The following is a 23,019-nucleotide window of genomic DNA, read 5'->3' on the forward strand; positions in this document are numbered from 1 at the left end:
AGGCAAGAAATTTAAAATTCAATGATTGAAAGTGTGAAGTTGATCGCTGTCAGTGAAAGGGCGCTGATAAGGCGATGGCAGAAAAATTGCCGTACATTTCGTCGCTTAGGTACACTGATGCGATGAGCATCGAAAAAGAGTGAAACATGGCGACCATAATCGAGGTGGCAAAAGTAGCCGGCGTATCAAAAGCAACCGTTTCGCGCGTGTTGTCTGGCAATGGTTATGTCAGCCAGGAAAAACGCGAGAAGGTGTATCAGGCGATTGCTGCCACCGATTTCCGCCCTAACTTGCTGGCGCGCAATCTGGCAACCAAATCCAGCCAGACGATTGGGCTGGTGATTACCAACACTTTGTATACCGGCAGCTACTTCACCGAGTTGATGCAGCACTCCGCGCGCCTGATGGAACAGCAGGGACGTCAGCTGCTGTTAGTGGATGGTAAACACAGCGCCGAAGAGGAGCGCGCAGCCATTCAGTTCCTGCTCGATTTGCGTTGCGATGGTGTGATTATCTATCCGCGTTTTCTCACCACCGATGAAATGGACAACATCATCGCGCAGCATAAACACCCGATATTGGTGATTAACCGTCGTCTACGACAGCACGACAGTTACTGCATCTATTCCGATCAACAGCGCAGCAGCAGCGCTGCGGTGGAGCAGCTGATTGCGCTGGGTCATCGAGATATTGCCTTTATCACCGGTTCGCTGGATTCGCCGACCGGGCGTGAACGTTTGGCGGGCTACCAGGCAGCGCTGACCAAACATGGTATTCCAATTAATGATGCGCTGGTGGTCGAAGGAAAATGGCAGGCGCAAAACGGCATGGCAGCGGTGGAACAGTTGCTGAAGCAGGGCAGGAATTTCTCAGCGCTGGTGGCCAGCAACGATGATATGGCGGTGGGCGCGCTCAAAGCGCTGGCGGCAGCGCAGATTGCCGTTCCTGCACAAGTGGCGGTGATCGGGTTCGATGATATCCCGCTGGCGCCGTTTACTATTCCGGCGTTATCCAGTGTGAAAATGCCGGTCACTGAGATGATTAAGGAAACCATCGAACGTTTGATTTCTATGCTGGACGGCGGCGAAATGCGCAATGACAAAACCTTCTCTGGCGAATTAATTTTGCGTGAATCTGTTGGGCCGGGACCGCATCACAATCTGTAATGGAAAATTTGAGTTTCTAATTCCATTAATTTAGTCATTGATACTTGATGGAAATAGCGTTGTTTCTCCATTAATAAATGGCTTTCTTTTTTAAAGAGACTCTTATTTCAATCTGCGTTAATCAGAATTAGCCTGATTGATTGTAAAACTCTGTCAATGCTAATTTGACTTTACTCATCCAGTCATCTTTCCTGAGGGAATTATGCACGCACGTATAACGCACCTTGATGGTATGCGCGGCCTGGCGATCCTGTTAGTTATCGGTTACCACGCTTACGCACGATGGCCGGAATTATTGCCTTATGTCGCGCAAACACAACATATCCCACTTTTCAGCTTTGGCTGGCTCGGCGTAGAACTGTTTTTCATGATTTCAGGATTTGTCATTTTTATGACGCTGGATAAATCCAACAGCTATATCAGTTTCTTGAAAAAGCGCTGGCTGCGGCTGTTTCCCGCGATGTTTATTGCCAGCATGCTGCTTTTCGCGCTAGGCGGTTTCTTCCCGGAATGGTCAGCCATGACGCCGTACGTCAGGAATCTGCTGCCTGGATTGATATTTACCAATCCGGAAACCCTGACACAATTAACCGGCATTGAATTTAAATCAATGGCGGGATCGTTCTGGTCACTGTATGTCGAAGCGGTTTTCTATCTGATTATTGGTGCCGTTTACTTTACTCTGGGCCGGAAATATTGCTTGCCTGCTTTACTGGTGCCAATGTTGCTATTATCCGCTTCGTCGGTATTAAAATCGCTTGGGCATCCGATGCTTATCGATATAATTTCCAAGTTTGGTTTTATACATTATTCCTGGTTTATGGTGGGTTGCCTGGTTTATGAACGTATGCACGGTCGCGATAAACTGTTCCATTACGCGATTGTCGCCGTGGCGATGCTGATTAACTTCGGCTATTTCGTCAAAAATGCTGGCATAATGACAGTCATTCCGTTGCTGATGGTGCTGGTGTTCTTTGTTGCCAGTTTCTACTCAAAGCAGATGGAGCGCTGGCTTTCGATACGCTTCCTGACGGCTGTTGGATTTGCCAGTTACGCATTTTATCTGATTCATGAAAACCTGATGATCGCCACGCTGATTAAACTTAACGTCTATATCAAGAGTGAAGTTGTCATGCTGCTGATGCCTATCGTGGTGGCCTGCGTGCTGTACTACATTGCTTTCCTGATAACAAAATATGCCGAACCGGCACTGCGAAATATGCTAAAGGGAAAACGCATCCCCGCAGCGCCGCAATCCGGCGCAGGAGCGTAATCTCACTACTTTCCATACATATCAAATCGTAGGGTCGCCATTTATGGCGACCTAAATAATTTTCGCGCAAAGCATTAAATTCATTAAACCCAGACATCAATTGCTGGAGAAAGTAGTCGCTGTCTGCGATTAGCATGACGATGCCCATCACACTTCCTGCATTTCCCAGATCGTTTTTATAAGTTATTTTGAAAAATGATAACCTCGTCAAAATAATCCCACAGATATTATCGCGAATTAAGCTCGCGCATAGTTCAAATCTGTTTTCGCCTTATCAGTTGTGATGAAGTGTTCAACGATATGTCCATCTTCTGCCCATCATTTAGTATTTTCCTCGTTGCTTATCTCTCGTATAAACGTATCCATGGTGGGTAACGGTGAAAAACAACCAAGGGCGTCAAGAATGACAGCACTGAACCAACGACAAAACGGAATTATTGATTTTCTGATCGCAGAGAATGATTGGGTTCCGGCGAATCGGGTTGCTGAATCTCTCGATATTTCTGTCAGTACGCTGCGAAGAGATATTGAAGTTATCAATGAATTTTGTTCTGAAAATCAACGTCGCATCATTAGTAAGCCAGGATTAGGTTTGCGCTTTGATGGCGGATCGGTTTTCTCGCGCGGCACATCAGTTATCTCTGAACAGCATCATGAAATATTGGGCACTAAACGCCTGGTCGGCATTTCTACTGATTTATTGACGCAATCACCCGCGCCATTATCACTCAGCGCGCTGTCGGAGAAATTTTTTGTCAGCCGATCTTCAATTGTGGAAGATTTGAAAAAGGTCGAGGCCTGGCTGGCTACATTCGCTTTGACGTTGATTCGCGACCATTCAGGCACCTATATCCACGGTAACGATCTGAATATACGTATGGCGTTAAAAGATATCATCACCGTAGGTGTATTAAGTCAGTATCAAACAGCGGATAGCCGAATTGACCGTTTTTCCAGAACCAAATTAGTCGATCAGTTTGGCAAGGTGAACGTGGATAATTGCATCTCGCTCATTGGTTTAATTGAAGATGAATTAACCTGTGCCATCAGTGAGCCTTATTACACCAATCTCTTTTCACATCTGCTGGTGACGATTCGACGTGCGGCGGGCCTTACGGCGCAATCGGACGTACAAACCTATACGCGACACAAGGGCAAGGAGTGGACGATTGCCGAGAAAGCCGTGAGCTGGTTGCAGGATGAGTACCGAATGATCTTACCGGCGATTGAAGTGAGTTATATCTATCAATATCTGATTTCATCGGGCCGCCATACGCTGACGTCAGGCGATAGCCTTCCGTTACCACTCAACAGCGAAGCCGATCGCTACGCTGAGAGACTGATTCGTGAATCATCCGAGGATCTGGGCCTTGACCTTAGCCTGGATAAGAAACTGCGTCACGATTTAGCTCAGCATATTAAGCCGATGCTCAATCGACTTGCCTATGGCATCGCTATCCATAATCCATTGCTGGATGAAATTAAAAGTGAGCTGGGTAGCGCCTTTAATGCGGTAAAAAAGGCAGCTGACCGTATTAATCAAAAATATGGCTATGCGGATATCTCGGATGATGAAGTGGCTTATCTGACGATTTACCTACAAACCGCGCTGGATAAATTCCGTGCTGCTAAGAAGATCATTATCGTTTGCTCCAGTGGTGTAGGAACATCGCAGTTGTTATCCAGTCGTATCAATCGTGCGTTTCCCGAATGGGAAATTATTGCCATCGTTCCCGGCAGTCAGCTCTCGAGCACACTGGAAATGAAGGCGTGCGATTTAATTATCTCAACCATCAAATTAGAGGATGTTGAGTTACCGGTTGCCTATGTCTCGGCAATTTTCTCTAAGAAAGATATTGCGCGAGTTTCAGAAAAACTTTTTTCTGATGAAAATATGAAGGAGAAACATCATGCTGGATAAAGTGATCGTGTCAGATATTTTAACCCGCTCATGTGTGGTTACTGATTTAGTGGCGAGTAATAAAATTGAGGTGATTGAGGCACTATCGTCGCTGCTTTATGCTGAGAATATTATTAATGATAAAGCCTTATTTATTCAGGATGTGATGGCGCGAGAAGCGCTGGGGCCAACCGGATTTGATAATCAGGTGGCGATACCTCACGGTAAATCGGTGGCAGTAAATGAAACCCGCATGGCGGTGGCTAATTTACGCACGCCGGTTGACTGGGAAACTGAAGAGGACGTAGCGGTAAAACTGGTGATTTTATTTGCGGTACGCAATGCCGATAGCGGCATTGGTCATATTAAAGTATTAGCCCGTGTGTCTGTGGCATTGGGTGATGATGAGATTGTTGAACGATTAATTAATGCCAAAACCAACGAAGAGTTGTATCGGCTAATCGTCAATAATACCGGAGTATAAACTTTTTACCTGGAGTTTATAATGAAACTGATCGCTATTACCGCCTGTCCGACAGGCGTCGCCCACACTTACATTGCAGAAGCCAATCTGAAAAAAAGTGCAGCGAAGATGGGCATCGACATTGTAGTTGAAACCCACGGCGCGGTGGAGAGTGAATATCACTTCACTCAGGATGATATTAGCCAGGCGGATGCAGTATTGATCGCTGCCGATAAAGTCATCGATTTACGCCGATTTAAGGGAAAGCGCATATTTAAAGTACCGGTGGCGCGCGCGGCGAAAGATGCCAGCGGATTATTAAGCAATATTATGAGCGGCGCGCTAAAGCCGGAGATGAACAGCAATAGCGAAGCGTTAAACAGCGATGATAGCGAGACGCAGAGCGGAAAATCCACCTTGTCGCAGCTCTATATTCATCTCATTACCGGCGTGAATCTGATGATTCCGTTTGTGATAGCCGGAGGCATATTAATTGCCCTCAGCTTTTCCTTTGGTATTACTGCAGCAACGCCAGGCGATGCGAATTTCAGTCCGATTGCAAAAATGTTGTCTGATATCGGTGGCGGTGCGGCTTTCGCGCTGATGTTGCCGATTCTGTCGCTCGGCATCAGTAAATCAATCAGTGGCAATCTGGGTATTGTGTCTGGCGCGGTCGGCGGCATGCTCGCAGTGCACACCGGTGCGGGCTTTCTTGGGGCGCTATTTGCCGGCTTCCTCGCCGGATATATCACGTTGCTGGTAGTGAAATATATTCATCTGCCTAAGGCGATTGCGGGTTTAAAACCGATTCTGATTGTGCCACTGCTTACGGTGTTATTAACCGGCGCATTAATGATTTTAGTTATCGGTCAGCCCATCAGAATGTTGCTGGAAGCGCTGACCGCTTTCCTGCAAAGCATGGGCAACATGAATGCCGCCATTATGGGGTTAATGATTGGCGTAATGGTCGCATTTGATATGGGCGGCCCGTTAAACAAAACCGTGTGCATGTTTGCCATCGGGTTAATGTCCACCGGCATTTATGAACCTATCGCCGCCTGTATGGCGGCTGGCATGGTTCCGCCATTAGGCATTGCGCTGGCTACCACGCTGTTTGGCCGCAAATTCACTGCTCAAGAGCGCGAAACCGGCAAAGTCACCTATGTATTAGGACTGTCATTTATCACTGAAGGCGCAATTCCCTATGCGGTTTCCGATCCGCTGCGCGTGATTCCCGCAATTTGTGCCGGTTCAGGTTTAGCGGGTGCGCTCTCCATGGCGTTAGGTTGCGCTTCACGCGCACCGCACGGCGGCGTGTTCGTCCTGTTTATCCCTAATGTGATTACACATGTATTGGCCTATATGTTTGCGATTGCTGCGGGTGCGGTTTTCACCGCGGTAATCCTGCGATTTATTAAGAAAGACGTAAATGAAACCCTTACCGAAGGAGTGAATGATGTTAATCAACATGAAGAATCTTTTGAGCGTGGCTAAGAATAATAAGTTTGGTGTCGGCGCTTTTAATATCGCCTCCGCTGAGTTTGCTCGTCTGGTAATTGAAGTGGCGGAAGAACTTAAATCACCGGTTATTCTGGAAGTACACCCGGTAGAACATGATTTCGTGGGTGATGCTTTTATTGTTTATCTACGTGAGTTAGGCGCTAAAGCCAGCGTGCCGGTGGTGATTCATCAGGATCACGGTCAATCGCTTGAGCACAATATTAAAGCCATTCAAACCGGCTACACCTCGGTGATGATTGATGCTTCTTTGCTGCCATTTGAAGAGAATATTGCGCTGACGCGTAAAATGACGGAAATCGCTCACGCTGCGGATGTGTCAGTGGAAGCGGAATTGGGCACCATCGGCGTAGCGGAGGGGAGTGCGGAAGGCGGCCACAGCGAAATCCTCTTTACCGATCCCGATCAGGCAGAACGCTTTGTCAAAGAGACCGGCGTGGATACCTTAGCGGTTGCTATTGGTACATCGCACGGGCTTTATCCAGCCGGTAAACAACCAAAGCTGGATATTCCCCGCTTGAAAGAGATTGCCGCACGCGTGGATATTCCGCTGGTATTGCACGGTGGTTCCGGCAATAAAGACAGCGAAGTTGCTGAAGCTATTGAACATGGCGTCAGTAAAATCAATATTTCCAGCGATATGAAGAAAGCCTTTTTTGTCATGCTGGAAGATGAGATTAAACGCGGTGGGCATGAACCGAGTGAATTGTTCCTGAAACCGATTGCCGCTGCAAAAGAGGTAGTCGCGCATAAGATGCGGTTGTTCTCTTCAGTGGGTAAAGCCGAACTCTATGGCTAAATGTACGTAGGGTCGCCATTCATGGCGACCCTTACCAAAACCGCATCAAGCATCCGCTAACGCGTTCATCACTGCATCAGGCATGGAAGGGCGTCCATTCTGCAGGCAGGTGGCAACAAAAGTCGCATCGGCATACACCACGCCATTGACTAGAATCTGCTGTACAAAATTAACGCGATTGCGTTTCTCATTCTTCGCCAGCACACAGGTCACTTCAACCTGGTCACCTTTCACCAGGCTCTTACGAAAGCGCAAGGAATACTCCAGCACCATGTAAATTTTGCCCTGCTTAAACTCTTCTTCCATATCGATACCCAGGGCTTCACGCATGTAAGCATGGCGCGTCCACTCCATATAAAACGGATAGTAGAGGCCATCGACCACGCCCTGAAAATCAATGTGTTTTTCATCAACCTCATACTGCTTTGTAAACATTTTTATATCCTTATCTGAGAGTTAGCTGAAGAAGGAGGGTGGTATACCGCAGAACGCGCGCCCGGTAAACGCCGGTTAAGCGGCTGGTGATGATGATCACAATTTAATGCTAAAAATCATCACCGTGAGCTCCTTCGGATTTTTTAAAGCAACACCTCGGTTAATGCTGTTTTCGCTGCCACGCGTGGGAAGGTATACCTTGCGCAAACCCTTTTCGCATAGCAGGCAAGCATGACCACACATACTCGCATCCGTAAATTCAACACCAAAGAAACCTATCCCAATCAGGCGCTGGATAACGATCTCTGTCAGGCGGTGCGCGCGGGCAACACCGTGTATGTCCGTGGACAGATTGGCACTGACTTTGCGGGCAATCTGGTGGGATTAGGCGATCCCGCCGCGCAAGCCGATCAGGCGATGAAGAACGTTAAACAGCTACTGGAAGAAGCGGGTAGCGACTTGTCGCACATCGTTAAAACCACCACCTACATCATCGACCCACGTTATCGCGAGCCGGTGTATCAGGTGGTGGGTAAATGGCTGAAAGGTGTGTTCCCAATCTCCACCGGCTTGGTGATTTCCGGTTTAGGTCAGCCGCAATGGTTGATGGAAATCGATGTGATCGCGGTAATCCCAGACGACTGGCAAGCGGAATAAGAGGCGGGAGACGATGACGTTATCCATTGTGGGACGCTGTGACGAAACCGGCCAAATCGGCATTGCCATTAGCTCATCCAGCATTGCGGTGGGTGCACGTTGCCCATGGCTACGCTCAGCGGTAGGCGCGGTATCAACTCAAAACATCACCTTACCGGCGTTAGGTCCGCGCATTCTTGATCGCCTGCAACAAGGCGATAGCGCAGAAGCCGCGCTTAAAGCCGGTTTGGCCAGCGATGAATATCACCATTATCGCCAGGTGACGGTGTTAGCCGCGAATGGCCAGACCGCCTGCTTTAGCGGCGATAAAACCCTTGGCATTAATAACACGCAAACCGGTCATCACTGCGTGGCGGCGGGTAATTTGCTGGCTAACCCTGAGGTGATTCCGGCAATGGTAGGCGCCTTCGAGCAGCATTCCGGCCATTTAGCTGAGCGCTTAATCGCGGCGATGCAGGCGGGCATGCAGGCCGGCGGTGAAGCGGGGCCGGTGCACTCCTCGGCATTGTCGATCGTTGATGATCAGGTGTGGCCAATTGTCGATCTGCGCGTTGACTGGACGGAAGGCGATGCGATTGGCGAACTCAACCAGCTGTGGCTGGCCTATCAACCGCAAATGAACGATTACGTGACGCGCGCCATCGATCCAACGAAGGCACCCCGTTACGGCGTGCCGGGCGACGAGTAGGAGTTCCCATGTTTACCAGCCGACAACTGCTTGAAAAGCTGGTGGCGTTTGACACCACCAGCCGTGAATCCAACCTGGCATTGATCGATTTCGTCTGGCGATACCTGAGTGATCTGGGTGTGAGCTGTGAGCTGATCCACAACGCAGAACGCAGTAAAGCCAATTTGTATGCGCGCCTTGGGCCCGCTGGCGATGGCGGCGTGATGCTGTCCGGCCACAGCGATGTGGTGCCGGTGGATGGGCAAAACTGGAGCGTGCCGCCGTTTGTACTGACCGAACGTGATGGCAAGTTATACGGCCGCGGCACCACCGATATGAAAGGCTACATCGCCTGCATGCTGGCGGCAGTGCCCCATTTTCTGGCACAACCCCTTACACAGCCGCTGCATCTGGCGATCTCCTACGACGAAGAGGTCGGCTGCCTTGGCGTGCGCACTTTGCTGGATGCGCTGGCGCAGCGCCCGGAAAAACCGGCCATCTGCCTGATCGGTGAACCTACTGAACTGCAACCGGTGCTGGGTCATAAGGGCAAATTGGGCGTGCGCTGTGAAGTGAAGGGTGCGGCTTGCCATTCGGCCTATGCGCCGCAGGGCGTCAATGCCATCGAATATGCCGCGAGATTGATCCAGCAGTTAACGGCGATTGGCGAGCGGAAGGCACAACATCAGGATTCTCGTTTTGATCCGCCATTTACCACCGTACAAACCGGCATCATCAGCGGCGGCCGCGCATTGAATATAGTGCCCGCCGAATGCGCCTTTGATTTCGAAGTGCGCACCTTGCCGCAGGATGATGCGCAAGCCATCGCCGATGAGCTGGATGCGTTTGCGCAAACAGAGTTGGTGCCACGCATGCAGGCCATCGCAGCGGACAGCGCGATCCGTTTATATCCGATCAGCGGCTATCCAGGATTATTGACTGATGCCCAAAGTGAGGCCGCGCGACTGATCGCCTATTTAACTCAATCCAGCGACTTCAGTACCGTCGCATTTGGCACCGAAGGCGGCTTATTCCATCAGGCCGGTATTCCCAGCGTGATTTGTGGGCCAGGCAGCATGGCGCAAGGTCATAAACCCGACGAATTCATCAGCATCGCGCAGTTAGATGCCTGTGACGCCATGTTGCAACGCTTAGCCGCATGGATGAGTCAATAATTTCCGTGACGTTGTCACGCAAGACAGTTTTGGAGAGTTCATGGTCAGTGCAGAAATTACCCGATTCCCGCAGCCCGATATGCCGCATCTATCAGCGAAAGCCAGTAACGTCGCCGTGCAGTTAGATGGCGTGCTGAAAAGATTTGGCGACGCTATCGCGCTGCACAAAATTTCCCTGACCATTGAAGAAGGGGAATTTATAACGCTGCTCGGCCCGTCGGGCTGTGGCAAAACCACGCTGCTAAACCTGATGGCTGGTTTTGCGGAAGCCGACGGCGGCGAGATTTTTATTGATGGTGAGTTGGTGACCGAAATTCCACCTTACCAGCGTGAAATCGGCATCGTATTCCAAAACTACGCGCTGTTCCCGCATATGACGGTAGAGAAAAACGTCGGGTACGGCCTGCGTATGCGCGGCGTGCCTAAGGCCGAAATCGCCGAGCGGGTTGAGCAAGCATTAGCCTTGGTCAAGCTGGCAGGTTACGGCCATCGCAAGCCACGTGAACTCTCCGGCGGACAACAGCAGCGCGTGGCGCTGGCGCGTGCGCTGGTGATCCGGCCCAAAGTCTTGTTGCTGGATGAGCCGTTTTCCGCGCTGGATAAAAATCTGCGTTTATCAATGCAGGTCGAACTGAAAGCGATCCAGCGCAAATTGGGCGTCACCACGGTGTTTGTCACTCACGATCAGGCCGAAGCGCTGAGCATGAGCGATCGCGTGGTGGTGATGTCAGCGGGGCACGTGCGCCAAATCGGTACGCCAGATGAGATCTATCGCCAGCCGCGCGATCCTTTTGTGGCGGGCTTTGTCGGTGACGTCAATATTCTGCCGGGACGTTATGCTGGACGCGATCACGCGGCGGTGCTTGAGCTGGGGGGCAACGCGCTGCGTCTGCCACCAGAGCGTGTTCAGGCGAATGTTGGCGAGCGTCTGGATGTGTATGTGCGCCCGGAAAACATTCAGTTGGGGTCGCTGTCTTCGCACTCCTTCCTGAGCGCCACGGTGATCACCCATGTGTTTCAGGGCGATCACGTTGACGTGCATCTTGATGTGCCGGCGCTCGGCAGCGCATCGCTGTTTGCGCGTCAGTCTGGGCTCGATTCCCTGACGCGCTGGCCGGTTGGCAGCGTGCTGGGAATCACCTTTGATGATGAAGGCGTGTGCGCTTTTACCACCGCTAAGCAGGGATAAGCTCCGATGTTGCCTGAAATGATGAAAGCAGTAATAGCCAGCCAGCCGGGTGGCGCAGAGGTTTTAACGGTTGTGGAGCGTGCTGTGCCACAACCTGCGGCGGGCGAAGTGCTGATTCGTGTCGCCAGCGCGGGTGTTAATCGTCCGGATATTATGCAGCGCAACGGTATGCCCATTCCGCCGGGATCGACAGATGTGTTAGGTCTGGAAGTGGCAGGTGACGTGGTGGCGTTGGGTGCAGACGTTATTGGCTTCGCCATCGGTGACGCGGTGATGGCGCTGCTCAACGGTGGCGGTTATGCCGAATATTGCGTGGCGCGCGCTGAGTTGTGTTTGCCGCTGCCCGATAATCTGCCGTTGTCGCATGCCGCAGGCGTACCCGAAGCGGCGTTTACCGTGTGGCACAACCTGTTTGAGTTGGGGCGCTTAGCACCCGGCGAAACCGTGCTGATTCACGGTGCTGCTAGCGGCGTCGGCACTTTTGCCATTCAATGTGCGCAGGCCTGTGGCGCGCGTGTGATTGCCACCGCAGGCGGTGCTGACAAAATCGCAGCACTGCAACAGATTGGCGTCTGGCGCGCCATTGATCGTCATAAAGAGGATTTTGTCGCGGCGATTGCAGCGGAAACCGCAGGTCGTGGCGTGGATGTGGTGCTGGATAACGTCGGCGGTGATTACGTGGCGCGTAATCTTAGCGTATTAGCGCAGGGCGGACGTCATGTGAGTTTGTCATTTATGCAGGGCGCGAAGATCGAACTCGATCTGCAATTGGTGATGCGAAAAGGATTGAGTTTGACTTCTTCCACGCTGCGCCCCAAAAGCGCGGCTGAAAAGGCGCGCCTGGCTGAGTGCATCCGCAAGCATCTGCTGCCGCTCATCGCCGCAGGCAAAATCGTCCCCACGCTGCATCAAGTTTTGCCGCTGGCGCAGGCGGCCGATGCGCATCGCATCCTTGAAGCCAACGCCAACATTGGCAAAGTGCTGCTCAGCGTGGATCAGCCGGGAGCGCTGACATGATGCGACTGTTTTACGCCACTACATCCGCTTATGTGCGCAAAGTGATGGTCACTGCACATTGTCTTGGGCTGACTCATGAGATTGAGCTGTTAGATTCCGCGGCACATCCGATTGAACGTGACGAGCGCATTGCCACCTTTAATCCGTTAGCTAAAGTGCCGGCGCTGCGCACGGAAGAAGGGTTGTGCCTGTACGACAGCCGTGTGATTTGTGAATACCTAATTACTCGCGCGCAGGGCGATTTGTTGCCATCGCACGGTGACACGCGTTGGATCACCTTATCGCGGCAGGCGTTAGGCGATGGTTTGGTCGATGCCGCTTTGCTGGCGCGTTATGAATTCAGCGCGCGTCCAGCGGAAAAGCAGTGGCAAGGTTGGGCCGATGGACAATTGAAGAAAGTCAGTGCCGCGTTGGCGGAAATTGAACGCCATGTTAGTGGTTTTAGCACTCAGCCTGACAATCTTGGTGTGATTGCTATCGGCTGCGCGCTCGGTTATCTCGATTTCCGCTTTGCCGACCTTAACTGGCGAACAAACCATCCGCTGACTGCCGCCTGGTTTGCCCTGTTCGATGCCCATCCAGCGATGGCCAGCACGCGCCCACATTGATCCCTGTAAATCGTCATTCGGTCACCATAAATGGCGACCCTACGAATAACAGGCCCTTTAACCGTAGGGTCGCCATTTATGGTGACCACCGCATAGCGACTTAGGAACTCACATGAATCAGCAAATCTATTTCCTCAACGGCCCGAACGCTAACCTGTACGGCATGGACAAAAGCGGCACCTACGGCACAGAAAGCTTTGCCAGCATCGGTGAACGCTGCCAGCGCCGGGCGGCTTCGCACAATATCACGCTGCAATTTCGCCAGAGCAATCACGAAGGCGTGTTGGTTGACTGGATTCAGGAAGCACGACAGCAGGCCGCCGGATTGATCATCAACGCCGCTGGTTTAACCTACAGTTCGGTGCCAATCCTTGATGCGTTACTGATGTTTGATGGCCCGATCATCGAAGCGCACATGAGCAACATCTGGAAACGCGAGCCGTTCCGCCATCATTCAATGGTATCAAAAGCCGCCACCGGCGTGATTGCCGGCTTGGGCGTGATCGGTTACGAACTTGCGATTGATGCGGTGGTCGAGTTGATTAAGGCGCATGCGGCATGAGTGCCTTGGTGTTTTACAGCGAGTTCGACAGCTTTGAACAGTGGTCAGCGTTGCTCGCGCCGCATCTGCCGGGCGTGAATATCTGTCGCGCAGAAGAGGTGCAAAACGTCGAGGAAGTACATTTCGCGTTGGTGTGGAAACCGCCGCACGGCTTTTTCGCTGCATACCGCAACCTGAAACTGTTGGTGAATCTGGGTGCGGGCGTTGATTCGCTGGTCGGACGCGATGATTTGCCGGATATCCCGATTGTTCGTTTGTCTGACCCGCACATGGCGCGCATGATGGCCAGCTTCGTGCTGTTTGCCGTGCTGCGTTATGTGCGCGATATTCCGGCGTTTGAGCGGGCACAACGTGAACGGCGCTGGCATTACGTGCATCCGCGTTCACCGGAAACCGTGCGCGTTGGCGTGCTGGGATTGGGTGAGTTGGGCGCGCACGCCGCGCAGGAGTTGGTGCGTCAGGGATTGGATGTGCGTGGCTGGTCGCGATCGCAAAAAACCATCGACGGCATTTCCTGTAGCAGCGGAATAGAGGCGCTGGATGATTTCCTCGCCAGCAGCGATATTTTGGTGGTGATGCTGCCGCTCACGCCGCAAACTCAGGGATTGCTGAGTGCTGAACGGTTAGCACTCTTACCGCCCGGTAGCGCGTTTATTAATGTGTCGCGCGGGGCGATTGTCGATCAGGTGGCGTTAACACAAGCGCTGCAGCGTGGGGATATTGGTCAAGCCACGCTGGATGTATTCGACCGCGAACCGTTGCCGCCGGAAGATGCGCTGTGGGCGATGGATAATGTGTTGATTACGCCGCATCTGGCGTCGGTCGCCATTCCCGCCAGCGCCGCACCGCAGGTTGCCGAAAATATCCAGCGCGCCGCGCGTGGTGAACCGGTGTTGCATCAGGTATTCCCGCAGCAGGGATATTAATCGGTGGTCGCCATTTACGGCGACCAACATCATCACGCCACCCGCACCACTTGTGGATCGAAATAACTCGGTGCCGCCATGCCGGGAATATATTGGTCGGAAATAAACATGCGGCAACGCTCGGCAAACGCGCTCACCACCATGGATTGCTGTACGTGCGCCATGGTGGCATAACCCAACTGCATCGCCTTGTTAACGCCCGCCAACCGCACGCGAATCAGGCGTTTACCATCCTGCGACAAGTGCGCTTTGGGTCTCACGTTGGCGATACCAAAGCCAACACCGTTCGCCACCATCGCGCGCACCGTTTCCATACTGCTGGATCGCATCACCACATTTGGCGTCACACCGGCTTCGCTGAACAAGCCAAGAAAATATTCCCGACTCCACGGCATATCCAGCAGCACCATAGGCACTTCAGCCAGATCCTGGATCGATACCGCAGATTGCGTGGCGAACGGATGATGCTCACCCACCATCACATAGGGCGGCAGCTGCGCCAGCGACTGGAAAGTGACATCGCTGGCGGGCACCAAATCATAGGTAAGGGCGATATCGATATCGGCTGAGCGCAGCTGTTTTAACAGCAACTCATGATTGCCCTCCACCAGCGAGATGCGCACGCCGGGAAAGGCGCGGCCAAAACCAAACACCAGTTCCGGCGTCAACATCGGCGCTAGCGTATCAAGGCAACCAACGCGCAGCGGGCCGCGCACGTTGTTCATCGATTCCGACGCGATGGTGTAGAGATTCGACATCTGTTCGAGGATCAGTTTGGCCTCTTTCAATACCTGATGGCCGATTGCGGTGAGTGAAACGCCTTGGGCGTGGTGACGCACAAACAGCTGCACGCCAAGCTCAGACTCAATATGGGTGATGGCTGCGGAAATCGACGGTGAGGAGACGTGAATACGCTCCGAGGCGCCAATAATGCTGCCCGCTTCACCGGAAGCGACAAAATATTCCAGCTGACGCTGGGTGATGCGACTGAGCATGCAGGTTCTCCTGAGATCGCTGACACGCTCATGTCGCGTCAGTCATTCTAATAGTGTCGATTTAGCTCAAGCATTTCTCATGCCAAATTCCGACTCACAGCATAATCACCTGTTCATGCGCCAGCGCCCATTCGCTTCTACCTCACTACTGCTTAAGAAAATCCTTGCTAAGCAGGCCGCTTTTTTAGCCTCAGAAATTCTGATGCAACAGCGAGGGAAATGCTGTTTTACCCAATCTCAACGCAACGGCATTATCGCTTCAACACCCGAGAACCGCCTTCGCACTGTTTTAGTGCATTGCGACGCGATGGACCAGACGGTGGTGCAAAGCAGCTATAACAGCCATTTCATTCATTGGGGACGAAAATATGTTGCGTAAGATTGGTGCCTTAACGTTATTGACCACGTGTGTATTGAGCGCAGGGAATGCGATGGCCGCAGATAAGCTGATTGTCAGCACCTGGGGCGGCAGCTTTAAAGATCTGATTGATCAAACCATCGCCAAAGAGTTCACCAAAGAAACCGGCGTAGAAGTGCAGTTTGTCACTGGCGGCACCATTGATCGCCTAAATAAAGCCAAGCTGGCGGGCGGCTCGCCGGAAACCGACGTCACCTTTACCACCGCGCATGTCGGTTATCTGTATGCCAACAGCGGCCTGTTTGAAAAGCTCGACATGAGCAAAATCCCTAACGCGGTGAATCTGGTCCAGCAGGCCAAAGTCAGCCCGTATCACCTTGGCGTGTGGGGCTACGTTTACACCATCGGCTATCGTCCAGATTTAGTACCGAAGGGCGAAGAATTTACCAGCTGGAACGATCTGTGGCGTCCAGAACTGAAAAGCTCGATTGCGCTGCCAGACTGGGATCCGAGCCATATCATTGCGGTCTCCGCCAAACTCTCTGGCACTGATGCCGCGCACTGGGAACAAGGTCAGGCCAAACTGAAAGCGCTGATCCCGAACATCAAATCCTTCTATACCGATGATGCCAACAGCCAGCAGCTGATCTCCACGGGTGAAACGCCGGTGCAGGTGATGCTGTCGATGAACGCCTACAGCATGATTGCAGAAGGCGTCAACATTAAGCTGGCCATTCCAAAAGAGGGTGCAATTTTGGGCGTTGATACCGTCGGTATCAACAAAGGCACCAAACACGCGGAACTGGCCTACAAGTTCATGAATATCGCGCTGAAACCGGAAATCCAGCAGGAAGTGGCGAAGATCTATCGCGGCAGCCCAACGGTGACCAATGCGCATATCGATCCGGAACTGGCGAAACTGCCTGGCATGCTGACCACGCCAGAACAGTGGAATGCCACCATCAACACCGATCCACAACTGCGCGCGGAAAAAACCGCCGAGTGGCGTCAGTGGTTCTCTGAAAACATCATGTCGCATTAATAAATAGGGGCGGCCGTTTGGTCGCCCGGTTAGTCGCAACACTTTATTCAGGCAGCAACGTCTATGACGAAAAAACCGACATTCTTACCCTGGTTCATTATCCCCGCCACGTTTACGGCGCTTGGGCTGGTGGTGGCCATGTTTGCCGTGATGCAGTTTAGCGTGCGGGCCTATATTCCCGGATCGCTTGATGTGGGTGGATTCACGCTGGCGAACTTTAACGGGCTATTTAAGAAAATTTATGCCGATGCTTTTATCAACACGGTGATGCTCAGCGCAAAAACCGCGATTTTTGGCCTGCTGATGAGTTATCCGCTGGCGTATGCGCTGGTGAGAACGCGCACCACCTGGATCAAATCCACCATTTTGATTATCGCCATTACGCCGCTGTTTCTTGGCGAAGTGGTACGCACTTATTCGTGGATCATCGTGCTGGGCAATAGCGGCTTCCTCAATAGCCTGCTGCTGGCAATGGGGCTGATTAACAAGCCGATCCAGTTCATGTTTACTCAAACCGGCGTGGTGGTCGCGCTGGTGCATGTAACCATGCCAATCATGGTGATGATGCTGGCGACTGCGCTGTCGCACATCAATCCCGATTATGAGAAAGCCGCCACCAGCCTGGGCGCAGGGCCGATTCGGACCTTGCTGACGGTGACCATTCCGCTGTCGATTCCCGGTATCGTTTCCAGCCTGACCACGGCGTTTGCCTGGACGTTCAGCGCTTTCGCAACCCCGCAGCTGATTGGCGGCGGACGCGTTAGCACCGTGGCAACCATGGTTTATCAGCTGGGCTTCTCTTCAATGAATTTTCCGTTTGCCGCTGCGCTCAGCATTGCCGGTTTGATTCTGACCATTCTGCTGTTGATGGCGCTGAAACGTATGAGCCGCTTCATCCATGCGATGGGAGAGCACTGATATGACCCGCTCCCTCAACGATAAATTGATCACACTGGCGGGACGCGCGCTGGTTATCGCGATTTTGCTGTTCGTATTACTGCCAACGATTGTGGTGTTCATCTCCTCGTTCAGCAATACCTCAGTGTTGTTCTTCCCGCCAAAAGGCTGGTCGCTGCGCTGGTTCGAACGTGCGGTGAATTACGATGACTTCCGCCACGGTTTCTATTCGGGATTGATTGTGACGGCGTGGGCGTCAACGCTGGCGGTGATTATCGGTGCCACGCTGGCGATCGCCATTGAACGTTACAGTTTCCCTTGTAAACAGGTGCTGGAAGGTGTGCTGTTGTCACCGCTGTTTATTCCGCACTTCACCATTGGTCTCGGCTTACTGATGCTGGTCTCTCAACTGGGCATTGGACGCGGTTATCCGCTGGTGATCTTCTGCCACATCGTGCTGGTGCTGCCGTTTGTGCTGCGCAGCGTGTATGTGTCGCTGAAAAACCTCGAACAGCGTATTGAATTAGCTGCTGCAAGCCTCGGTGCTTCGCCGCTGCGCGTGGTGTGGACCATTACCGTGCCGCTGATTTTGCCGGGCTTGTTTGGTGGTTGGTTATTTGCTGCCATCCTGTCCTTCAACGAATTTACCGCTTCGCTGTTTATTACCACGCAAGCCACGCAAACCTTGCCGGTGGCGATGTACAACTATGTGCGTGAGTTTGCCGACCCAACGCTGGCTGCACTGTCGGTTATTTATATTGCGGTGACGGCAACGATGTTAATTATCGCGAATAAGTTTTTAGGTTTAGGGAAAATATTAAACGTCGAAGCAGGGCATTGATGTATTAACACTGAATGCTGTGCTTATTTAATGGCGCAGCATTTATTAACCTGAATATCAGTCATACGGCACCTGATTACTCTTTTCCATGAAAAGAGCGGGGGCGATCATCTTTAGGGATCTCACATGTCAGTAGAAAAAATTAATACCGTGGTGGTCGGAGCGGGTCAGGCAGGTATTGCGATGAGTGAACATCTGTCATTAATGGGCGTGCCACATGTGGTTTTCGAGCGTAGCCGTATTGCTGAACGTTGGCGTTCAGAACGTTGGGATTCATTGGTTGCCAATGGCCCAGCCTGGCACGATCGTTTTCCTTCAATGAAATTCGATAATATTTCCCAGGAAGCCTTTCCTCCGAAAGAGCGCATGGCGCAATATTTCGAAGACTACGTAAAAATGCTCAATGCGCCGGTGCGTACTGGCGTGGAAGTGTATTCGGTTGAGCGCCTGCCGGAACGTAGCGGTTTTAAAGTACTGACCTCGGTCGGTGAATTTGAAGCTGACAATGTGGTGGCGGCAACCGGTCCTTTCCAGAAACCCGCTTTCCCGCAGATCGTGCCGGAAGCCGCTGCACTGCATCAAATTCACTCATCGGCCTATAAAAATCCGCAGCAGCTGCCGCAGGGCGGCGTGCTGGTGGTGGGGGCAGGCGCTTCAGGCTCACAAATTGCGGAGGAATTACGTAAATCTGGCCGTGAAGTGACACTTTCCATCGGTGAACATTACCGTCCGCCACGTTCGTATCGCGACCGCGATTATTGCTGGTGGCTGGGCGCGCTGGGCTTGTGGGATGAAGTCAAAATCAAGCCAAAGAAACAGCACGTTGCTTTTGCCGTAAGTGGTTATGAAGGGGGAAAAACGGTCGATTTTCGCCGACTGGCACATATGGGAATTACGCTGGTTGGTATCACCAAAACCTGGAATAACGGCGTGCTAAGCTTTGCCGATGGTTTAGTGGAGAATATTGCTGAGGGCGACAAAGCCTATTTTGACGTGCTGCGTGATGCCGATGCTTATATTGAACGCAATGGCCTGGATTTACCGCCCGAACCGCAAGCATGGGAATTACTGCCGGATCCAGAATGTTTAATTAATCCATTATCAGAATTGGATCTGCAGGCTGCAGGTATCACCAGCATTATCTGGGCCACCGGTTTTAAATTTGATTTCAGCTGGCTGAAAGTGGATGCCTTCGACGCTAATGGTATACCGTTCCACAAGCGCGGTATTTCAGCGGAGCGTGGTATTTACTTCCTTGGCTTACCTAATTTGGTAAATCGGGCATCATCGTTTATTTACGGCGTATGGCACGATGCCAAATATATTGCCGACCATGTGGTATTACAAAACGCCTACACTGATTATAAAAAGTCGTAAAAATATCTGCTTCTGCACGGTGCGCATAAATGCGCACCTTACAATATGTGCAGCACGGTCGTAGGGTCGCCATTCATGGCGACCTCTTCCAAATATTATTGGAAAATCCTCAATGGTCATTACCTGCATCGAAGAGTTACGCCATTTAGCCCGTAAACGCGTACCAAAAATGTTTTATGACTATGTCGATGCTGGTTCATGGACGGAAAGCAGCTATCGCGCCAATGAAGCCGATTTTCAGCGCATCGAATTTCGCCAGCGTGTAGCAGTGGATATTTCACAGCGCAGCACTGCCAGCAGCATGGTTGGGCAATCCGTGGCGATGCCAATGGCGATTGCGCCCACCGGCTTAACCGGCATGATTCATCCCAACGGCGAAATCCTTGCTGCCCGCGCGGCGAAAACCTTCGGCATCCCGTTTACGCTTTCCACCATGAGCATTTGCTCATTGGAAGCGGTGGCGCAGGCCACAGACCATCATCCATTCTGGTTTCAGCTTTATGTGATGCGCGATCGGCAATTCGTCGCCAACCTGATTGAACGTGCCAAAGCCGCCAACTGCAGCGCTTTGGTGCTAACGATGGATTTGCAGGTGTTTGGTCAGCGGCATAAAGACATCAAAAATGGCTTATCGACGCCGCCCAAATTGACGCTGCGTAATCTGCTCAATATCGCCGGTAAACCACGCTGGTGCAGAGGGATGCTTGCTACAACGCATCGTAACTTTGGCAACATCATCGGACACGCCAGCGGCGTAGACAGCATTGATGCAATGATGGCGTGGACACAGCAGCAGTTTGATCCCTGCCTTTCCTGGCGCGATGTTGAGTGGATTAAGCAGCGCTGGGGCGGCAAGTTGATCGTCAAAGGCATTATGGATGTTGAGGATGCGCGTCTGGCGGTGGAAGCGGGCGCCGATGCGATCATTGTCTCGAATCACGGAGGCCGCCAGCTGGATGGCGTCTCTTCGTCGATCTCACTGCTGCCGGAGATTGTGGCAGCGGTGAACAAAGAGGTTGAAGTGCATTTCGATGGCGGTATTCGTTCCGGGCAGGATGTACTGAAAGCCATCGCGCTTGGCGCTCAGGGAACCTATATCGGCCGCAGTATGCTTTATGGTTTGGGCGCGCTAGGCGAACAGGGTGTAACGACCGCGTTGAATATCATCCGTAATGAGTTTGATCTTTCTATGGCGTTTTGTGGCAAAACGAATGTGGAGTCGATTGGCGCAGATATTCTTCGTTTGTGAGTCGGTCGCCATAAATGGCGACCCTACAAAAACGCGCCAATCCTTTGTAGGGTCGCCATTTATGGTGACCGAAAGACGCTTAACTGAAGAGTATTACGCCCATAATGGCGGCCTACAAAAGATAATAAAAAAAGCCGGACATTGTCCGGCTTGATTCACTTCTGGCGTGGATTACAGCGCCATATCCTGTTTGCCTGATTCCGCACGCGGCTTAGCCTGCATCGGTGCAACCGCTTGATCACCCATGTTGATAACCGGCGGCTTGGTCAACAGCAGCGTCGCTGCAGTGTTATCCCAAACTTGCTGGGTCAGCGCGGTGTTGCCGTTCAGCTTCTGGCCGAAGCTAGGCACGATTGCGCGGATCTTCTGCTGCCACTCTGGCGAAGCGAACTGCTCTGGGAACAGCTTCTTCATCACGTCGAGTGTGATTGGCGCAGCAGTAGAAGCACCCGGAGATGCGCCCAGCAGGGCAGCCAGGGTTTTCTGCTGATCGGTCACGATTTCGGTACCCAGTTTCAGCAAGCCACCTTTTTCCGCATCTCTCTTGATGATCTGTACGCGTTGACCAGCCTGAATCAGTTTCCAGTCCTCTTTACGCGCGTTCGGATAGTACTCTTTCAGCGCAGCAAAGCGGTCGTCGTCATTCAGCATCACCTGCCCAATCAGGTATTTCACCAGATCGAAGTTGTCGATGCCCACATGCGTCATCGGCATGATGTTGCTGGTGGTGGTCGCGCTCAGCAGGTCAAACAGCGAACCATTTTTCAGGTACTTGGTAGAGAAGGTGGCGAACGGCCCAAACAGCACCACTTTCTTACCGTCAAGGGTACGTGAATCGATGTGTGGAACCGACATCGGTGGCGCACCCACAGAAGCCTGACCGTACACTTTTTCCAGGTGACGGTTAGCGATTTCTGGGTTCTCGGTCATCAGGAACGAACCGCCGACCGGGAAGCCGCCGTAGTTGTCTGCTTCCGGAATACCGGTTTTCTGCAGCAGCTTAATCGCGCCGCCGCCAGCACCGATGAACACGTATTTCGCATCAACCGAACGCTTATCGCCGCTCTTCACATCTTTGATGGTGACGTGCCAGGAATTATCGCCGTTACGTTTGAAATCAGTGACTTCAGATGAAGTTTCCAGCTTGAAGTTCTGATCTTTTTTCAGGCTACCGATCAACTGACGGGTAATTTCACCGTAGTTAACATCGGTGCCGACTGGCGTCCAGGTTGCCGCGACTTTCTGGTTCGGGTCGCGACCTTCCATCACCAGCGGTGCCCATTGCTGGATCTGCTGATGATCGGTGGAGAACTTCATGCCCTGGAACAGGGTGGTTTTCTGCAGCGCATCGTAACGCTTGGTCAGGTACTCGACGTTTTTGTCGCCCCAGACGAAGCTCATGTGCGGCGTCGAGTTAATGAAGGAGTGCGGATCGTGCAACACACCGCGCTGCACTTGAGCAGTCCAGAACTGACGAGAAATCATGAAGGATTCGTTGATTTCCAGCGCTTTGCTAACGTCGATTGAACCGTCTGCACGCTCGGGCGTGTAGTTCAGCTCCATGTTAGCAGAGTGACCGGTACCGGCGTTGTTCCAGCCGTTGGACGATTCCAGCGCGACGCCGTCCAGCTTCTCAACCATCAGCTGTTTCCAGCCCGGTTGCAGCTCTTGCAGCCAGGTGCCGAGCGAGGCGCTCATGATGCCGCCGCCAATCAGCAGCACGTCAGTTTTTTCCGGTGCGTCATCAGCGCGTACCGCTGAAGAGACAAGCAGCGCTGCCAGCGAGAGGGCAGACACAATCTTTTTGGTGTGAGTCATTCCAGTCCTACTTATTATGCAATGCAGGTGAACGTTAAAAATTCGGATTGCACATTAAGAGATTGTTACTAAATGATTAACTTGTTT

At 52.1% G+C, this 23,019-nt stretch carries 23 protein-coding genes; 20 read left to right on the forward strand and 3 right to left on the reverse strand.

The window, feature by feature from the left end; translation table 11 throughout:
* The first annotated feature begins 146 nt into the window (after positions 1–146).
* The 6 genes from PanJK_RS00265 to PanJK_RS00290 all read left to right on the forward strand — a co-directional run bounded on the left by PanJK_RS00265 (position 147) and on the right by PanJK_RS00290 (position 7,119).
* Positions 147–1,166, forward strand: coding sequence for a LacI family DNA-binding transcriptional regulator (locus PanJK_RS00265; protein WP_256698656.1), 1,020 nt, complete (start codon positions 147–149; stop codon positions 1,164–1,166).
* A gap of 202 nt (positions 1,167–1,368) precedes the next feature.
* Positions 1,369–2,439 carry an acyltransferase family protein gene (locus PanJK_RS00270; protein ID WP_265296696.1) on the forward strand — a complete coding sequence of 357 codons (1,071 nt, stop codon included), beginning with the start codon at positions 1,369–1,371 and terminating at the stop codon, positions 2,437–2,439.
* Between the two features lie 403 nt (positions 2,440–2,842).
* Complete coding sequence (locus PanJK_RS00275) at positions 2,843–4,360, forward strand: BglG family transcription antiterminator (RefSeq protein ID WP_265296697.1); 1,518 nt, start codon at positions 2,843–2,845, stop codon at positions 4,358–4,360.
* Complete coding sequence (locus PanJK_RS00280) at positions 4,350–4,823, forward strand: PTS sugar transporter subunit IIA (protein WP_265296698.1); 474 nt, start codon at positions 4,350–4,352, stop codon at positions 4,821–4,823. Before PanJK_RS00275 ends, PanJK_RS00280 begins: the two co-directional genes overlap by 11 nt.
* A gap of 21 nt (positions 4,824–4,844) precedes the next feature.
* Complete coding sequence (locus PanJK_RS00285; RefSeq protein ID WP_265296699.1) at positions 4,845–6,296, forward strand: PTS fructose transporter subunit IIC; 1,452 nt, start codon at positions 4,845–4,847, stop codon at positions 6,294–6,296.
* The gene (locus tag PanJK_RS00290) at positions 6,259–7,119 is read left to right on the forward strand and encodes a ketose-bisphosphate aldolase (protein WP_265297375.1); all 861 of its coding nucleotides are present in this window, start codon (positions 6,259–6,261) and stop codon (positions 7,117–7,119) included. The genes PanJK_RS00285 and PanJK_RS00290 overlap by 38 nt, the downstream gene beginning before the upstream one ends.
* A gap of 45 nt (positions 7,120–7,164) precedes the next feature.
* Here the strand turns inward: PanJK_RS00290 and PanJK_RS00295 are convergent, their stop codons facing one another.
* The gene (locus PanJK_RS00295) at positions 7,165–7,554 is read right to left on the reverse strand and encodes an acyl-CoA thioesterase (protein WP_061719234.1); all 390 of its coding nucleotides are present in this window, start codon (positions 7,552–7,554) and stop codon (positions 7,165–7,167) included.
* 231 nt (positions 7,555–7,785) lie between these two features.
* Here PanJK_RS00295 and PanJK_RS00300 point away from each other — a divergent pair, with 231 nt between their 5' ends.
* From PanJK_RS00300 to PanJK_RS00335, 8 genes are all read left to right on the forward strand, one after another.
* Positions 7,786–8,211 (forward strand): RidA family protein, encoded by a 426-nt coding sequence (locus tag PanJK_RS00300; protein ID WP_256698661.1) that lies wholly within the window; start codon positions 7,786–7,788, stop codon positions 8,209–8,211.
* A gap of 13 nt (positions 8,212–8,224) precedes the next feature.
* Positions 8,225–8,899, forward strand: coding sequence for a DUF1028 domain-containing protein (locus tag PanJK_RS00305; protein ID WP_265296700.1), 675 nt, complete (start codon positions 8,225–8,227; stop codon positions 8,897–8,899).
* An 8-nt stretch (positions 8,900–8,907) separates the two neighbouring features.
* Positions 8,908–10,053 (forward strand): acetylornithine deacetylase, encoded by a 1,146-nt coding sequence (gene argE, locus PanJK_RS00310; protein WP_265296701.1) that lies wholly within the window; start codon positions 8,908–8,910, stop codon positions 10,051–10,053.
* Between the two features lie 40 nt (positions 10,054–10,093).
* Positions 10,094–11,242, forward strand: coding sequence for an ABC transporter ATP-binding protein (locus PanJK_RS00315; RefSeq protein ID WP_265296702.1), 1,149 nt, complete (start codon positions 10,094–10,096; stop codon positions 11,240–11,242).
* A 6-nt stretch (positions 11,243–11,248) separates the two neighbouring features.
* Entirely contained in the window at positions 11,249–12,259 is a 1,011-nt protein-coding gene (locus PanJK_RS00320; protein ID WP_265296703.1) for an NAD(P)H-quinone oxidoreductase, read from the forward strand.
* Positions 12,256–12,867 carry a glutathione S-transferase N-terminal domain-containing protein gene (locus PanJK_RS00325; protein ID WP_256698666.1) on the forward strand — a complete coding sequence of 204 codons (612 nt, stop codon included), beginning with the start codon at positions 12,256–12,258 and terminating at the stop codon, positions 12,865–12,867. The genes PanJK_RS00320 and PanJK_RS00325 overlap by 4 nt, the downstream gene beginning before the upstream one ends.
* A gap of 112 nt (positions 12,868–12,979) precedes the next feature.
* A complete protein-coding gene (locus PanJK_RS00330) occupies positions 12,980–13,429 on the forward strand; it encodes a type II 3-dehydroquinate dehydratase (RefSeq protein WP_154157044.1) in 450 nt (149 codons plus the stop codon).
* Positions 13,426–14,355 carry a 2-hydroxyacid dehydrogenase gene (locus tag PanJK_RS00335; RefSeq protein WP_265296704.1) on the forward strand — a complete coding sequence of 310 codons (930 nt, stop codon included), beginning with the start codon at positions 13,426–13,428 and terminating at the stop codon, positions 14,353–14,355. Before PanJK_RS00330 ends, PanJK_RS00335 begins: the two co-directional genes overlap by 4 nt.
* 32 nt (positions 14,356–14,387) lie before the next feature.
* Here PanJK_RS00335 and PanJK_RS00340 read toward each other — a convergent pair whose 3' ends face one another.
* Positions 14,388–15,350: a LysR family transcriptional regulator gene (locus tag PanJK_RS00340; RefSeq protein ID WP_008106834.1), complete on the reverse strand. Its 963-nt coding sequence runs from the start codon at positions 15,348–15,350 to the stop codon at positions 14,388–14,390.
* Positions 15,351–15,429: 79 nt separating this feature from the next.
* Here PanJK_RS00340 and PanJK_RS00345 point away from each other — a divergent pair, with 79 nt between their 5' ends.
* The 6 genes from PanJK_RS00345 to PanJK_RS00370 all read left to right on the forward strand — a co-directional run bounded on the left by PanJK_RS00345 (position 15,430) and on the right by PanJK_RS00370 (position 21,114).
* The gene (locus PanJK_RS00345; protein ID WP_265296706.1) at positions 15,430–15,729 is read left to right on the forward strand and encodes a hypothetical protein; all 300 of its coding nucleotides are present in this window, start codon (positions 15,430–15,432) and stop codon (positions 15,727–15,729) included.
* A complete protein-coding gene (locus PanJK_RS00350) occupies positions 15,719–16,750 on the forward strand; it encodes a polyamine ABC transporter substrate-binding protein (RefSeq protein ID WP_008106832.1) in 1,032 nt (343 codons plus the stop codon). Before PanJK_RS00345 ends, PanJK_RS00350 begins: the two co-directional genes overlap by 11 nt.
* Positions 16,751–16,813: 63 nt before the next feature.
* A complete protein-coding gene (locus PanJK_RS00355) occupies positions 16,814–17,668 on the forward strand; it encodes an ABC transporter permease (protein WP_256698669.1) in 855 nt (284 codons plus the stop codon).
* A 1-nt stretch (position 17,669) separates the two neighbouring features.
* On the forward strand, positions 17,670–18,488 hold the full coding sequence (locus tag PanJK_RS00360; protein WP_265296707.1) for an ABC transporter permease: 819 nt from the start codon (positions 17,670–17,672) through the stop codon (positions 18,486–18,488).
* A 126-nt stretch (positions 18,489–18,614) separates the two neighbouring features.
* A complete protein-coding gene (locus tag PanJK_RS00365; protein WP_256698671.1) occupies positions 18,615–19,865 on the forward strand; it encodes a flavin-containing monooxygenase in 1,251 nt (416 codons plus the stop codon).
* Between the two features lie 112 nt (positions 19,866–19,977).
* A complete protein-coding gene (locus tag PanJK_RS00370) occupies positions 19,978–21,114 on the forward strand; it encodes an alpha-hydroxy acid oxidase (protein ID WP_265296708.1) in 1,137 nt (378 codons plus the stop codon).
* Between the two features lie 171 nt (positions 21,115–21,285).
* Here the strand turns inward: PanJK_RS00370 and mqo are convergent, their stop codons facing one another.
* Positions 21,286–22,932 carry a malate dehydrogenase (quinone) gene (gene mqo / locus PanJK_RS00375; RefSeq protein ID WP_265296709.1) on the reverse strand — a complete coding sequence of 549 codons (1,647 nt, stop codon included), beginning with the start codon at positions 22,930–22,932 and terminating at the stop codon, positions 21,286–21,288.
* Between the last annotated feature and the right edge of the window lie 87 nt (positions 22,933–23,019).

Origin of the sequence: Pantoea sp. JK (genome assembly GCF_026130245.1) — a bacterium.
GTDB classification, from domain to species: domain Bacteria; phylum Pseudomonadota; class Gammaproteobacteria; order Enterobacterales; family Enterobacteriaceae; genus Pantoea; species Pantoea trifolii.

Bases quoted from the DNA above. Each gene is read 5' to 3' on its own strand.
- PanJK_RS00340 (WP_008106834.1), bottom strand. From the start codon at position 15,350: ATGCTCAGTCGCATCACCCAGCGTCAGCTGGAATATTTTGTCGCTTCC.
- PanJK_RS00335 (WP_265296704.1), top strand. From the start codon at position 13,426: ATGAGTGCCTTGGTGTTTTACAGCGAGTTCGACAGCTTTGAACAGTGG.
- PanJK_RS00325 (WP_256698666.1), top strand. From the start codon at position 12,256: ATGATGCGACTGTTTTACGCCACTACATCCGCTTATGTGCGCAAAGTG.
- PanJK_RS00280 (WP_265296698.1), top strand. From the start codon at position 4,350: ATGCTGGATAAAGTGATCGTGTCAGATATTTTAACCCGCTCATGTGTG.
- PanJK_RS00315 (WP_265296702.1), top strand. From the start codon at position 10,094: ATGGTCAGTGCAGAAATTACCCGATTCCCGCAGCCCGATATGCCGCAT.
- PanJK_RS00295 (WP_061719234.1), bottom strand. From the start codon at position 7,554: ATGTTTACAAAGCAGTATGAGGTTGATGAAAAACACATTGATTTTCAG.
- argE (WP_265296701.1), top strand. From the start codon at position 8,908: ATGTTTACCAGCCGACAACTGCTTGAAAAGCTGGTGGCGTTTGACACC.
- PanJK_RS00370 (WP_265296708.1), top strand. From the start codon at position 19,978: ATGGTCATTACCTGCATCGAAGAGTTACGCCATTTAGCCCGTAAACGC.
- PanJK_RS00365 (WP_256698671.1), top strand. From the start codon at position 18,615: ATGTCAGTAGAAAAAATTAATACCGTGGTGGTCGGAGCGGGTCAGGCA.
- mqo (WP_265296709.1), bottom strand. From the start codon at position 22,932: ATGACTCACACCAAAAAGATTGTGTCTGCCCTCTCGCTGGCAGCGCTG.
- PanJK_RS00300 (WP_256698661.1), top strand. From the start codon at position 7,786: ATGACCACACATACTCGCATCCGTAAATTCAACACCAAAGAAACCTAT.
- PanJK_RS00290 (WP_265297375.1), top strand. From the start codon at position 6,259: ATGTTAATCAACATGAAGAATCTTTTGAGCGTGGCTAAGAATAATAAG.
- PanJK_RS00355 (WP_256698669.1), top strand. From the start codon at position 16,814: ATGACGAAAAAACCGACATTCTTACCCTGGTTCATTATCCCCGCCACG.
- PanJK_RS00265 (WP_256698656.1), top strand. From the start codon at position 147: ATGGCGACCATAATCGAGGTGGCAAAAGTAGCCGGCGTATCAAAAGCA.
- PanJK_RS00305 (WP_265296700.1), top strand. From the start codon at position 8,225: ATGACGTTATCCATTGTGGGACGCTGTGACGAAACCGGCCAAATCGGC.
- PanJK_RS00350 (WP_008106832.1), top strand. From the start codon at position 15,719: ATGTTGCGTAAGATTGGTGCCTTAACGTTATTGACCACGTGTGTATTG.
- PanJK_RS00360 (WP_265296707.1), top strand. From the start codon at position 17,670: ATGACCCGCTCCCTCAACGATAAATTGATCACACTGGCGGGACGCGCG.
- PanJK_RS00275 (WP_265296697.1), top strand. From the start codon at position 2,843: ATGACAGCACTGAACCAACGACAAAACGGAATTATTGATTTTCTGATC.
- PanJK_RS00345 (WP_265296706.1), top strand. From the start codon at position 15,430: ATGCCAAATTCCGACTCACAGCATAATCACCTGTTCATGCGCCAGCGC.
- PanJK_RS00270 (WP_265296696.1), top strand. From the start codon at position 1,369: ATGCACGCACGTATAACGCACCTTGATGGTATGCGCGGCCTGGCGATC.
- PanJK_RS00320 (WP_265296703.1), top strand. From the start codon at position 11,249: ATGTTGCCTGAAATGATGAAAGCAGTAATAGCCAGCCAGCCGGGTGGC.
- PanJK_RS00330 (WP_154157044.1), top strand. From the start codon at position 12,980: ATGAATCAGCAAATCTATTTCCTCAACGGCCCGAACGCTAACCTGTAC.
- PanJK_RS00285 (WP_265296699.1), top strand. From the start codon at position 4,845: ATGAAACTGATCGCTATTACCGCCTGTCCGACAGGCGTCGCCCACACT.